Source organism: Myxococcus xanthus, assembly GCF_013116825.1.
Lineage (GTDB): Bacteria > Myxococcota > Myxococcia > Myxococcales > Myxococcaceae > Myxococcus > Myxococcus xanthus_B.
This window is the reverse complement of the sequence record NZ_JABFNS010000196.1, coordinates 1-12,513: the sequence shown is the minus strand read 5'-3', so window position 1 is coordinate 12,513 and position 12,513 is coordinate 1. Positions and strand designations below refer to the sequence as shown.

12 protein-coding genes and 4 tRNA genes are annotated in these 12,513 nt (G+C 68.7%); 11 read left to right on the top strand and 5 right to left on the bottom strand.

The window, feature by feature from the left end:
* Nucleotides 1-269: 269 nt before the first annotated feature.
* Nucleotides 270-1,319: a hypothetical protein gene (locus tag HNV26_RS34765; RefSeq protein ID WP_171442258.1), complete on the bottom strand. Its 1,050-nt coding sequence runs from the start codon at nucleotides 1,317-1,319 to the stop codon at nucleotides 270-272.
* Between the two features lie 148 nt (nucleotides 1,320-1,467).
* On the opposite strand from HNV26_RS34765, the gene HNV26_RS34760 reads away from it, so the two are divergent.
* Nucleotides 1,468-1,944, top strand: a complete 477-nt coding sequence (locus HNV26_RS34760) for a GNAT family N-acetyltransferase (protein ID WP_090492980.1) — start codon at nucleotides 1,468-1,470, stop codon at nucleotides 1,942-1,944.
* Nucleotides 1,945-1,951: 7 nt separating this feature from the next.
* Here the strand turns inward: HNV26_RS34760 and hrpB are convergent, their stop codons facing one another.
* The 4 genes from hrpB to HNV26_RS34740 form a co-directional block, all read right to left on the bottom strand.
* The gene (hrpB, locus tag HNV26_RS34755) at nucleotides 1,952-4,516 is read right to left on the bottom strand and encodes an ATP-dependent helicase HrpB (protein ID WP_171442259.1); all 2,565 of its coding nucleotides are present in this window, start codon (nucleotides 4,514-4,516) and stop codon (nucleotides 1,952-1,954) included.
* A 13-nt stretch (nucleotides 4,517-4,529) separates the two neighbouring features.
* Nucleotides 4,530-5,933: a hypothetical protein gene (locus HNV26_RS34750; RefSeq protein WP_216613018.1), complete on the bottom strand. Its 1,404-nt coding sequence runs from the start codon at nucleotides 5,931-5,933 to the stop codon at nucleotides 4,530-4,532.
* 72 nt (nucleotides 5,934-6,005) lie between these two features.
* Complete coding sequence (locus tag HNV26_RS34745) at nucleotides 6,006-6,710, bottom strand: HAD family hydrolase (RefSeq protein WP_171442261.1); 705 nt, start codon at nucleotides 6,708-6,710, stop codon at nucleotides 6,006-6,008.
* Nucleotides 6,711-6,764: 54 nt separating this feature from the next.
* Nucleotides 6,765-7,298: a HEAT repeat domain-containing protein gene (locus HNV26_RS34740; RefSeq protein ID WP_253817331.1), complete on the bottom strand. Its 534-nt coding sequence runs from the start codon at nucleotides 7,296-7,298 to the stop codon at nucleotides 6,765-6,767.
* 209 nt (nucleotides 7,299-7,507) lie between these two features.
* On the opposite strand from HNV26_RS34740, the gene HNV26_RS34735 reads away from it, so the two are divergent.
* The 10 genes from HNV26_RS34735 to HNV26_RS34690 all read left to right on the top strand — a co-directional run.
* On the top strand, nucleotides 7,508-7,900 hold the full coding sequence (locus HNV26_RS34735) for a DsrE family protein (RefSeq protein ID WP_011553114.1): 393 nt from the start codon (nucleotides 7,508-7,510) through the stop codon (nucleotides 7,898-7,900).
* A gap of 219 nt (nucleotides 7,901-8,119) precedes the next feature.
* Nucleotides 8,120-9,373, top strand: coding sequence for an adventurous gliding motility lipoprotein CglB (cglB, locus tag HNV26_RS34730; RefSeq protein WP_171442263.1), 1,254 nt, complete (start codon nucleotides 8,120-8,122; stop codon nucleotides 9,371-9,373).
* An 81-nt stretch (nucleotides 9,374-9,454) separates the two neighbouring features.
* Nucleotides 9,455-10,456 carry an ATP-grasp domain-containing protein gene (locus HNV26_RS34725; protein WP_171442264.1) on the top strand — a complete coding sequence of 334 codons (1,002 nt, stop codon included), beginning with the start codon at nucleotides 9,455-9,457 and terminating at the stop codon, nucleotides 10,454-10,456.
* A 62-nt stretch (nucleotides 10,457-10,518) separates the two neighbouring features.
* Complete coding sequence (locus HNV26_RS34720; protein ID WP_026114215.1) at nucleotides 10,519-10,968, top strand: hypothetical protein; 450 nt, start codon at nucleotides 10,519-10,521, stop codon at nucleotides 10,966-10,968.
* Nucleotides 10,969-10,974: 6 nt separating this feature from the next.
* The gene (gene rlmB, locus HNV26_RS34715; protein WP_011553118.1) at nucleotides 10,975-11,823 is read left to right on the top strand and encodes a 23S rRNA (guanosine(2251)-2'-O)-methyltransferase RlmB; all 849 of its coding nucleotides are present in this window, start codon (nucleotides 10,975-10,977) and stop codon (nucleotides 11,821-11,823) included.
* Nucleotides 11,824-11,955: 132 nt separating this feature from the next.
* Nucleotides 11,956-12,028, top strand: a tRNA-Thr gene (locus tag HNV26_RS34710).
* Nucleotides 12,029-12,084: 56 nt separating this feature from the next.
* Nucleotides 12,085-12,168 (top strand) — tRNA-Tyr (locus tag HNV26_RS34705).
* Nucleotides 12,169-12,178: 10 nt separating this feature from the next.
* Nucleotides 12,179-12,254, top strand: a tRNA-Gly gene (locus HNV26_RS34700).
* Between the two features lie 25 nt (nucleotides 12,255-12,279).
* Nucleotides 12,280-12,355 (top strand) — tRNA-Thr (locus tag HNV26_RS34695).
* Between the two features lie 19 nt (nucleotides 12,356-12,374).
* Nucleotides 12,375-12,513, top strand: a 139-nt coding sequence (locus HNV26_RS34690; protein ID WP_228556459.1) for a GTP-binding protein, incomplete at its 3' end; no start/stop codon positions are given.

Below are 12,513 nucleotides of genomic sequence, written 5' to 3'. Positions count from 1 at the left end.
GCTCAGTCCCACGCGTTGGGGGGTGGATGGGGGGGGGCGTGCGTCTGCTTCGTCGAGCGCCTTCTTGAAGCGCTCTGCGTCGGCGGATGACTTCGTCTGTCCGGAGCCGCTGATGGGCTCGCGACTGTCGACCTTCATGGCATCCCTCGTGCGGTGGGCGCGGGGAGCGGAGCAGGGGGCGTGCCAGCCCTCGGATGGAGAAGCGCCTCGGCCCGTCCCCGGGAAAGCGGTACCGCCGGGTGGACGGGCGTCCAGGCGTGGGATGCGCGTCAGCGTTGCTTGCCGAAGGCGCCGGGCTGCATGGGCGCAAGTCCGGTCAGGTCGTTGACGGCCAGGGGGCACGAGGCCACGGCGGCCGGGTCTGCCAGGGAGGGTGTCTTCGTCCAGTCCCGCTCGGGGAAGAGCAGCGCGTCGCGCAGCTCGATGGACGTCAGGCCCTTCTTGTACTCCCAGAAGCGGCCCCGCACGAGGACGCGAGAGCCCTTGAGCAGCTTGTTGAGGTCCGTGTACTGCGTGTCCTGCAGCTTCGCGGTGATCTCCACGCGCGGGCGCTTGGGCGCCTTGCCGAAGTTGAACTCGAAGCGCTCCGTTGTCGGCGCCTCGGGCTCCACCCACAAGAGCCGGGCCAGCATGTAGGGGGCCTCAGGCTCCTCGTCCTTCTTCAGGCGCTTCTTCTTCGGCTTCTCGAGCTTGACGTCCACCAGCTCCAGCGCGCCGAAGGCGACCTCGTGGTCCAGGTAGTTCTCGCGGAAGAGGGCCTCGGCGGTGGATGCGCCCACGGACGTGGCGCGCTGGACTTCCTGGGCGTAGCGCTCGCGCAGGGCGGGCAGGGTGACCAGGAAGCTGTCCAGCGGCTGCACGCCATTGGCGAGGAAGCGAAGCCGCCCCATGTCGATGGCCGGGTAGTAGGGCGCCAGGGCTTGCGCCGTCACCAGCCACTCCTGGGGCAGTTTCCGGTCGATGAGCACGCGCCGCACCATGGCGACGAGGAAGGCGTTGCCAGGAAACCGCTGGTTGACGAGCTGGGTGTTGAGGGCGTTGACCAGCACCGGGTCCAGCATGAAGTTCTCATCACGCTTGTGCAGCAGCACACCGGTTTCACCCATCAGCGTCAGCATGGCCCCGAGCACCTGGGCGCAGCCGGCATCCTGTGTCCCCTGCTTGAGCCCCTGGTTCAGCTTCGACCGGGCGAAGCGCTTGTCCAGGTCCTCCTCGCGGAAGACGGGGGCCTGACCATTGCCGAAGAACAGCTCTGGCTGGGCGGTGGCGGGCATGGCCGACAGGGCCAGGGCGAGTGCGAGCAGTCGGTTGAAGCGCATGGCGCCTTGCAGCCTACCACGGCGCACGGACCCACCGTGTGGCCCGCCCGTGGCGGCAGGCAGGCGGGGCACGGGGCGCAACCCCGGCGTTCCACGGTGCTTTTTCCGCCTGTTGACCTCGCGGGCTTTTGTGTACCTTGCCCGCGACATGGCCTCTCCCACGGATACTTCCGCGCCCGTCACCATCACTCAGATTCAGAGTGAGGCGGAGCTCATGCAGGCGCTCGCCATCCGCGAGGTGGTGTTCATCGAGGAACAGGCGGTTCCCGAAGGCATCGAGCGCGACGCCGAGGACGCGCACGCCTACCACGTCATCGCCAACCAGGGCGGCCACGCCATCGGCACGGGGCGCCTGGTGATGTTGGCGCAGCCTCCGGCCAACCAGGAAGGCACGTGGGGTCAGATTGGCCGCATGGCCGTCCTCCAGGCGCACCGCAAGGCGCGCGTGGGCTCCATGCTGCTGACGTCCCTCGAGGAAGAGGCGCGTCGGCGTGGCGTCAACGGCATCATGCTGCACGCCCAGCTCTACGCGCTGGAGTTCTACAAGAAGCACGGCTACCTGCCGGTCGGCGGCGTCTTCGAGGAAGCCGGCATGGAGCACCTGGAGATGCACAAGCGCTTCTGAGGTGGCCTCAACGGCGCGGTGGCCGGGGGGCAGGCGGCTGGGCATGCCGCGGATCCTCGGGCCACGAGTGCCGGGGGTACTTGCGGCACAGCTCCTTGCGGATGGCGGGGTAGTGCCGCTCCCAGAAGCCCGCGAGGTCGGTCGTCACCTGGACCGCGCGCATGTTCGGCGCCAGCAGGTGCAGCACCAATGGGACGCGCCCCGCGCAGACGTTGGGCCCCTGCGCCATACCGAAGAAGTCCTGGAGTCGCGACTCGACCCAGGGCGGCTTGCCCGGCTCGTAGTGGACCTTGACGCCGCGGCCTCCGGGCAGCGTCACCCGTTCCGGCGCATGCGTGGCCAGCAGCCGCTGCTGCTCGGAGGTGAGGCGTGCGTAGAGCGCGTCCAGCAGGGACACCCCTTCCAGGTCCTTGAAGCTGCGCGCGTCCGAGCAGAGCGACGCCAGCGCATCGCGCAGGAAGGTATCGTCGACGGTGGGGAACTTCGCCTCGGGGAAGGCCCCGGCCAGCAGGGCCACGCGGGTGCGCCACTGCTCCAGTGCCTCCGGGTCCGCGAACCTGCCAGGCCCCGCGGCCAGCGCGGCTTCCACGAGCACGCGCGCGGTGGCCTCCGAGGCGGGCGCGGGCGTGCGGGTCTCCTCCAGGACGAGGTTGCCGTAGGACAGGCGGGTGAGCCGCTCCACACGGCGGGCCTCGGCGTTCCACTGAAGGGTGTCCACCTCCTCCAGCGTGTCCGGGTAGAGGTCGAGCAGCCACTCCGGCTCCACGGCGCTGGCGATCCGCACCACAGCGCCCTTGCCAGGGCGTTCTTCGGCGTCTGCGGCCACCATGAGGTCGGCGTCCTGGACCACGCTCACGTCTGACAGCGTGGCCGTCCCTCCTCCGAACATCAGCAGCTCGGGCGCACGGGGCCGGCGCCGCCGGGCGACGCGGTCGGGGTACCCGGCGAGCACGCTGAGCATCAGCGCTTGCTCCACGTCCTCGGGCCGCTGGGGCCGGGTGCCCTGTCCACGCACCGCGCGCCGCAGCTGCTTCTGGACCCGGTCCACGGACTGCACGGCGCCGGCCTCCAGGGAGAGGGCGTGCATGCGGCCCGACGCGAAGTTCGCGCGCTCGGCTTCACGGAAGCGCTCGAACAGCTCCAGCAGGTCGGACGGCCCGCTGACGACGGCGGCCGGACGTCCTCCCTGGCCCAGGTTGGCGCGGGCCTCGCGGCGGATGTCGCGTTCCCCCATGAGTGCGGCGAGCACGGCGGCTTCGGCGCCCACGCCCCGGCGCTCACCCTCGACGATGATGCGCGCCTGACGGGGGTGGACGGGGAAGCGCAGGAGCCGTTCGCCCACCTCCGTGACGGTGCCGGCGGAGTCGACCGCGCCCAGTCGGCGGAGCAGCGTCTCCGCGGCGTCCAGGGACGCGGCCGGGGGCGGCTCGAAGAAGGGGAAGGCGGCCAGGTCGGTGATGCCGGACGCGCGCAGGGCGAGGACGGTTTCGGCCAGGTCCGTGCGGCGAATCTCCGGGGCGTCCTGCTCCGGGCGGCCGTCGAAGTCGTGCTGGGTGTAGAGGCGCAGGCAGTGGCCCGCGCGCGTGCGGCCCGCGCGGCCCGCGCGCTGGATGGCGGAGGCGCGGCTGACCTTGGACAGCTTGAGGGTGGGCAGGCCGGACCAGGGGGAGTGGGAGGCGACGCGCGCGAGCCCGGAGTCGATGACCACCGCCACGCCGTCGATGGTGACGGACGTCTCCGCGACGTTGGTGGAGAGGATGATCTTCCGCCGCGAGCTGCGCCGCACGGCGCGGTCCTGCTCGGCGGGGGACAGGTCGCCGTGGAGGGGGAGCACGTCGGTGCCGTGGCGTTCGGCGAACTCGGCGCATGCGTCGCGTGCGCGGCGGATTTCGCCGGCGCCGGGGAGGAAGACGAGCACGTCGCCATCCACGCCTTGGGTGAAGAGCCGCTTGATGCCGGAGAGCACCTGCTGGTCCAGGTGTCGGTCATCGGGCGCGGGCAGGTACTCCACGCTCACGTCGAAGCGGCGGCCCTCGGAGCGGAGCGAGGGACACCCGCCGAGGTACGCCCGGATGGGCTCCGCCTCCAGCGTCGCGGACATGACGACGACCTTGAGGTCGGGGCGCGCCGTCTCCTGGAGGCGCCGCAGCAGGGCCAGGGAGGTGTCCGCGGACAGGTGCCGCTCGTGGAACTCGTCGAGCACGACGATGCCCACGTCGCGAAGCTTCGGGTCGGAGAGCAACCGGCGGCCGAGGACGCCTTCGGTGACGAAGGACAGCCGCGTCTTCGCGCTGCGCACGTCCTCGAAGCGGACCTGGTAGCCCACGGACTCGCCCACGCGCTCGCCCAGCTCCTCGGACACGCGCTGGGCGGCGAGCCGCGTGGGAAGCCGGCGTGGCTGGAGGACGATGATTTCCTTCCCCTGACCGAGCCCGGCCTCCAGGAGCGCGCGAGGCACGCGCGTCGTCTTGCCCGCTCCAGGAGGCGCTTCCAGGACGAGCGACCGCGCGCCACGCAGCGTGGAGACGATGTCCGGCAACAGGGGATCGATGGGAAGCGAGACGTCCGCCATGGCCCGGTGTCCTTTAAGGCGTGTCCGCGTCGGGAGTCGGTGGTGCGGCCTGAGAGGAAGCCTTCTTTTTTCGGATGCGAGGCGCCTGTGCCTCACCCGAGGCCGGAGGTTCGGTAGCCTCGGTCGCGGCAGGCTCTGCTGGCTCGGCCTTCTTGCGACCCCGTCGCGCGCCGCGTGGCGCGGTAGAGGATTCCACATTGCGGGCTTGCGCGGCGGCCTCGTCGGAATTCGCGGGTCGGCTGTCGTTCGTCACCGCTCCATCCGTGGCATGAGGGGACGCATCGCCCCCGTTGGCCCGGGCCGCATTTTCCACGGCGGCCTTGTCCGCGAGCTCCGCGCCCTCAGCAACTGCTTCCGGCTGGGCGACAGCGCCATCGTGCGACTCAGCAGCAGTGCTCGCTGAGGCCACGCCGGTCTCGGTCGTGGAGGACAAACCCCCATCTTTCGGTTCGGCGCCGCCCACCGGGCCCGAGTCGCCACCGTGGTCCGAGCGTTCTGCGCCAGAGTCCTGGAGCACCTCCGGGCCGCCTGCGCTGGCGGACGCGTCGCCGCCCTCGGCCGCCGTGTCGCCGCGAGCGGCCGAAGGTGCCACGGCAGCAGGGCTTGCGATGTCGCCCCCTGCATCCAGTGCCGCGACCTCGGCGAGTTCCGCCTCGGTGGGCTCCATGGAGTCGGTCGGCTCATCGAAGCCAGCCAGCGCGTCGTCGGAGAGCGTCAGCCCCCGTCCCGCGCGGCGCTTGGGCTTGAGGTTCAGCCCGGCGGCCTCATAGACGGTGGGGGCGGGCACGAGCGCGGCTTCGGCCAGCAGTCGCGCTTGTCGAAGGGACTGCTCGAGCTTCCGGCCGAGCGACACCAGTTCCTCACGAAGGAGGGTCTCCTGTTCCAGCGTCAGGGGCGACGGCTCATGGCTGGAGCGCCAAGCGGTATGGGCGGTCAGCACCTGCTCCATGACGGGCCGCACGAGCGCGAAGTCATCCCGGGCGAAGATGCGCGTCACATAGGCGCTCTTCGTGCGGCGCTCGTAGGACGTCGCGTACTCGAGGACGGCTTCGCGGGGGGCTCGCCGGAGTTGCGGGAACTTCAGGTGGGGGAAGAGCGCTTCGATGACGGGCGCGCGGCTGCTGGCGGTGAAGGTGATGCCGGCGTGCAGCTTCTCCAGCACGTCCACCCACAGGCCCTGCTGGTGGAACGCATACTCCTCGCGAGCCTCTTCCAGTTCGGGGAGGTCCTTCACGCGGTCGAGCACGCCATCGGTGGGCGCGCGCGCGGTGCGCACCAGTTCCAGCGCGGTGGTCAGCCAACCTTTTTCGGCGTCGAGGCCGGGCCTGCCGGTGAGCATTTCCCCCGCCGTGGCGAGGCGGGCCTCGAAGGCTTCGGCGAAGCGGATGAGCTCGTACGATTCGAGCGTGGACGACATGCGGCGGCTCCTCGGAAGGGCGGCGGGAGATAGCACACCCGGCGCCGAGCACCGAGCGGGCGGGCAGGGGACTCAGCGCCCGCCGAGCAGAGTCTCCAGGGCCTGGGGGTGCGAGAAGTCAGGAAAAGCGACCGTGGCCCCGGCGTCGAGGAGGGCCTGCACAGAGAAGGTCCCGGTCCCCACGCCGATGCACTCGGCGCCGACGCCCTGGGCCGCATGGACGTCCTTGGGCGTATCGCCGATGACGACGACTCGGCATTCCTCCACGGGGAGGCCCAGCTTCGCGGCGCCGGCCTTGGCGCCGCAGCGAATCAGCTCGGTGCGGTCCTCGTTGTCGCAGCCGAATCCGCCGAAGTCGAACTGGTCGTAGATGCTCACGCGCTCCAGCTTCACGCGGGCGCCCTCGCGGACGTTGCCCGTGCCCAGTCCCACGGCGAACCCGGACCGCGACCGGGCCTCCATCACGGCCTCGCGCATGCCCGGGAAGACGAGGTATCGCTGGTCATCCACCTTGTGGACCTCTTCGGCGAGGTGGGCGACGTAGGCGTCGATGACCGCGTCGATGGCCGCGGCCGAGTCCTCCACGCCGATGATGTGCATCGCCTTGCGGACGATGGCCCGGTCGGTCATGCCGGACATGGGGAACGAGTCGCACGCGTCCCGCCGCCCGTGCAGCTTCTCGAAAGCGGCTTCCATGGAGCGGCGCCCCGCGCCGCCAGTGGTGACCAGGGTTCCATCGATATCGAAGAGGAGGACGGTGGGACGCATGGCTCCCATCTAATGGAAGCCCCGGGCCGACGCGAGCCCGGAGTCAGGCGGACCGTGCCCCCCTCAGGGCTCGACGAGCGTGAGTCCACGCTGGAGTGCCTCGCGGACGAGGGCGCGCTCCTCGATAGGGAGTCGGTCCTCCAGCGCCTGCCGGGCCTGCTGCCCGCCCAGGCGCCCGAGCGCCACGGCCACGGCTTCCCGGACCTGTGATTCCGGGTCCTGCAGCCGGGAGATGAGCGTGGGGATGGCGTCCAGCCCCAGGCACTGGCGCAGGGCGTCCGCTGCGCTCGCACGCACCACGGCCGGGGCCTTCGCGTCCTCGAGCACGTCGCGGATGGTCACGGCGCCGCCTGATGGATCCACCAGTGCCAGGGACGACACGGCGAGCGTCCGCCGCGCGGTAGGGGTGCCCTTGTCCACGACGAGCGCCGACAGGACAGGCGCCGCTCTCGGCCCCAGGCGCTTCCATGCGTCATCTGATGGGGTGCCAGTCCGCGTTGTCGCATCGAGAAGTGCGACCACCTGGGCATGGACGTCGGCGCCAGGCGAAGGCGCGTTGGTGACGAGCGCAGGCTCCGAACTGGCGGAAGCACTCATACGGGCCAGTCCACCGGACCCCGCGAGCAAGAAGCCCCCGAGCACCACGGGGCGCCAGGCGAGATGGCGGAGGGACCGCGAGGAAACGGCGCCAGGACGTGGGGGGAGGGTGGTCGCCATGAGGGCTTCCCGGACAGAAGAGGGACGTTTGCAATTTATACGTCATTGGTGCCGCGACGGGATGCGAAGCCCGTTATGGTCGGCGCGTCATGGCCGGACGGGTCCTCTTCTTCCTTCAGCACGCCACGTACGAGCCGGCCTTCCAGGCCGCCACCATGGGAATCACCGCTGCCGCCATGGGCGACGAGGTGTACTTCGTCTTCGCGTTCGATGCGCTGCGCCAGCTCGTGGGTGGCGCCTACGGCCAGCCGTCGAGCGCGCGCGAGCACGAGGAGTTCGCACGCGCGGAGTCACTCGGGGTGTTGGCGCCGCCGCACATGCTGGCGGAAGCGCGCACGCTGGGCGCCAGGTTGATCGCCTGCGACACCACGGTCCGCATCTGCGGCTACGAGCCAGAGTCGCTGGAGGGCACCCTGGATGAAGTGATGGGGATGGCCTCGATTTGGCGACTGACCGCGGGGGCACGGGTGCTCACCCTCTAGTCGGTGGGCTTGGGCCCTACGTATGCCGCACTTGGCCGCTCAGGTATCGCTCTGGCTGTAACGTCGCAGTGGCATCCAAACGGCGAGGAATCAGTCGGCCGACGCTGTAGCGCCCGACGGGAATGACGCGATAACCTGTCGCCACGCCGTACCCCCTTTGGAGAACCCGGCCGCGCGGGAAGTCCCGCATCCCCCAGTAGCAGAAGGAATTCATTGCCTATGCGCTCCAAGCTGCCCCTCCTGAGTGCACTCTCCGTCGGTGCTTTCGTCCTGGCCTGTCAGACGTACGACTTCGAGCCGGTGGAGCCGCTGGCCATCGCGCAGACGACGGTGGAGGAGGTCATCGACGCCCGTCGGAGCAAGCCCAACATCATGCTGTTGGTGGATACCTCTGCATCGATGACGGACCCCGTGGATCCTTCGAATCCAGCCTGCATGGTGGACCACCAAGGTTCCCGGACTCTTTGCGGCCGCGAGGTACCGTGTAGTGTCGACGTCTGCCCTACGCGCTGGACGGAGTTGCAGGCAGCCGTTCCGCAGTTTCTTGAGTCCAGTGGGCAGTTCGTGCGCTTCGCGCTGACGACCTACCCGGAGACGCGCGGAGGAACCGGGGCTGTCGACTCGTGCCGTGAGGCATCCCAGAGCACGCTGTTGAAGGGGCTGCCAGAGCAGGAGGACGATGCGTCCCTTCTGGCGCATGCCAGTGAAATCAACGACCTCCTGCAGGGCATCCCCAATAGTGGCGAGGGGAGACCGCTCGGTGGTACGCCGACGAGCGGCAGTCTGAATTTCGTGAGTGGACTGCCTGGTCTTCAGGATCCAGGGCGGGAGAATTTCGTCATCTTGCTGACGGACGGTCTTCCGAACTGCAACCAGGCTAACGTCAACACCGGCGCCAATCCCGAACTCTGTAAGTGCACCATTGATAACAACGGCTGTTTTAGCTCTTACTTGACGCGTGGGTGCTTGGACGCCGATGCCTCCGTAGTCGCGGTGCAGGCGCTGAAGCAGAAGCAGATTTCGACCATCGTGATTGGCTTCGGTGCTGAGACCGCGTCAGGCGAGGGCCCAGCGGTGCTGGAGGCCATGGCGCGGGCGGGCGGTTTCAGGCGGACGTGTAGCGCGGAGCGCCCATGTGGCGAGGGAGATACGTGCAACCCGACGACAGGTCAGTGCAACCGTTCTTTCTTTCAGGCTGGAAACCAGGGGGAGCTTGCTCGCGCGCTTGAGGACATCAGTCTGGCGGTCAAGATCCCGGAGCCTTGCCTGATTCGGCTGGATGGTCCCCAGCGCCCGACCGACCCCAAGCTGCTCGTGGTCTACGTGGAAGGCGAGCGGACTCCATCGAGCGACAGCACGTGGACGCTGAATGACGACGGTGTGCTCTTCACGGGGCAGATCTGCGAGCGCATCCTCGCCTCCACCCCGGAGGCGCCCGTGAAGATTGAATTGCGGGCCATTCGTCAGCGGTAGTCCAGCGGTTCGCGGGGCGGCTTTACCCGGAGAGGGGCGGGGATTATAGGTCCCTCTCTCCCTGGAACGGCCGCCCCGCTCATGAAAGCCACGATTCTCTCGCGCTCCGCTTCCATCCCGTCCACTCGGCGACTTGTCGAGGTGGCGCGCGCAAGAGGGCACCGGGTGCAGGTCCTCAACCCGCTCCGCGTGCAGATGCACCTCGATGGGCGCAGCGCCACGCTCTACTACGGCCGCAAGAAGCTGGCGCCCACGGACGTCGTACTTCCTCGCATCGCCCAGTCCATCAGCAACTATGGCCTGGCCGTGGTGAATCAGTTCGGCCTGGCGCGGGTCTCGCTCGTCAACCACGCGCAGGCCATCGCGCAGTCGCGCAACAAGATGCGCTCGCTGCAACTGCTCTCGGCGCACGGCATCGACATTCCGTCGACGGTGATGGCGCGCGACGCGGCTCACCTCAAGGAGATGGTGGGCTTGCTGGGCGGCGTGCCCGTCCTCGTCAAACTGCTGCAAGGGCAGGAGAAGCACGGCGTCATGGTGTGCGAGAGCCTCCAGTCGCTGGAGGCCGCGCTCGAGGCTGTCCTGGGGCTGGGGCACAATCTTGTGATGCAGGAGTACGTGAAGAGCACGGGCATCGACGTCCGTGTGCTCGTCGTAGGGGGGCGCGCAGTGGCCGCGGTTCGTCGCCGCCCTCGCCCCGGGCGCCTGGCGCACACCCTCATCAAGGGGGCTCGGCTGGAGGCGCACGAACTGTCACCCGCCCAGCGAGCCACCGCGGAGAAGGCCACCCGGCTCATCGGGCTCGAAGTGGCGGCGGTGGACCTGCTCGACGTGCAGGGCCAACCCAAGGTCTTCGAGGTGAACAGTTCCCCCGCGCTTCCTGAAATGGAGGCGGTGACGGGCGTGGACCTGGCCTCGCTCATCATCACCCGTGCGGAAGCGCTCGTGGCGGGGGAGCCGCCCGTGTCCATGCCGGACCTGTCGCCTCCGTCGGCCCTGCCCGCGTCATCTGCGCCTGCCCAACTCCCCATGGACCGGAAGGGCACGGGACGCCGCGCTCGGACCGGCGAAGGCGGCGTGTGAAGAGAAAGACGGCCCCCGCTGTCTCAAGCGTGATACGCACCCATCGTTTCCAGGAGACGCCCATGCTTCGTCGCCAACGCCTTTCCTCCCTCGCCGCCCTGCTGGCGGCAGTGACCTGCTCCGCGCCCGTACTCGCCGCGGACGTGGATCCGGCCTCGTTGTATGAGGTCTCCACCGAGGGGACTTCGACCCAGGTCAAGGCGGGAGAGAAGGGGACCTTCGTCCTCGCCATCAAGACGAAGGCGGGTGCCCATGTCTCCGACGAGGCGCCGTTGAAGCTTGAGGTGAAGGGGAGCCAGTTGACTCCGGCCAAGGAGAAGCTGGTCCTGGCGGACTCCGTGGCGAAGAAGGCCGAGGGGCAAGCCTTCGCGGACCCTCGCTTCGAGGTCCCCTTCACGACGGCCGCCGCGGGCAAGGGCTCCGTGGATGCGAAGCTCGTCTTCTTCATCTGCACGGAGAAGATCTGCGCACGTCAGCAGAAGACCTTCTCCCTTCCTGTCGAGGTCCTCTGAGTTCCCATGCGTGAGCGTTCTTCCAAGGGCGGCCGTGGTGGTGAGCGCGCAAGCGAAGAAGTCCCCCAGCGCGCCAGCCGGGGCGAGCGCGGAGGCGGCGAAGCCTCCCGTTTCGTCTACGGGGTGAATCCAGTCCTGGCGGCCCTTCGGGCCCGGCCGGACGAGGTGGAGCGCTTGTTCCTGGTGGAGGGGCAGCTCGGCGCTCGAGCGGCGGGAGAGCTGCTCAGCCGGGCTCGCGAGTTCGGCATTCGCGTGGAGAAGGTGACGCGCGAGCGCCTGGGCACGCTGGCGGAGGGCGGCGTTCACCAGGGCGTGGTGGTCGAACTGCGCGGCTTCAAGTACGCGGAGCTGGAGGACCTCCTGGAGGCCGCGAAGGCACTGGGACAGCCTCCCCTGGTGGTCGTGCTGGACGGAATCCAGGACCCGCACAACCTGGGCGCCATCATCCGCTCCGCGGACGCGCTGGGGGCCCACGGCGTGGTGATTGCCAAGGACCGGGCGGTGCAGGTGACGGGCACCGTGGCCAAGGCGTCCGCCGGGGCCGTGGAGCACAGCCGCATCGCGCGGGTGGTGAACATCTCCCGGGCCCTGGAGGAACTGAAGGAAGCCGGCCTGTGGGTCGCCGCGGCTGACGTGGACGCGAAGGAGCCCATGTGGAGTGCCCGGCTGGATGGGCCGTTGGCGCTCGTCGTGGGGGCAGAGGGGGCAGGCGTCCGGGACGGGGTGCTCAAGCACTGCGACTTCCGCCTCCGGATTCCGATGGCGGGACAGGTCGGTTCATTGAATGCATCCGTTTCGGCCGGCATTCTGCTATACGAGGTCGCCCGCCAGCGGGGCACCGTCTCCGGCCGGTAGCTGAAGTTTGGGATCAATCTCCTTGACTTGGGCGAACGGGAATTCTAGAAGGGCGCCCCTCTCAGGGCGGTGACGGGTGGTTGACGGAGTCGCTGGGGCGGGGTAGGGCGGCAGTCGCAGTACCGGATGAGTGCCGGTGTAGCTCAGCTGGTAGAGCAACTGATTTGTAATCAGTAGGTCGCGGGTTCAAATCCCGCCGCCGGCCAGGTTGGACGGGGCCGCGGATGAGGGCCCGGGATGTGGTAGGACAAGTGAATATCTGGAGGGATACCCAAGCGGCCAAAGGGAGCAGACTGTAAATCTGCCGGCTCTACGCCTTCGATGGTTCGAATCCATCTCCCTCCACTCGGCAATTGCGGGAATAGCTCAGTTGGTAGAGCGTCAGCCTTCCAAGCTGAATGTCGTGGGTTCGAATCCCATTTCCCGCTCCAAATGTTGTAGTCACAGCATCGCCAAGCCCTGATAGCTCAGTTGGCAGAGCGCATCCTTGGTAAGGATGAGGTCACCAGTTCAATCCTGGTTCAGGGCTCCATTTATTTTTGAGGAGTGTCATGGCCAAGGAGAAGTTCGAGCGTAACAAGCCCCACGTGAACATCGGCACGATCGGACACGTGGACCACGGCAAGACGTCGCTGACGGCCGCCATCACCAAGGTGCTGGCGAAGACGGGCGGCGCCACGTTCCTGGCGT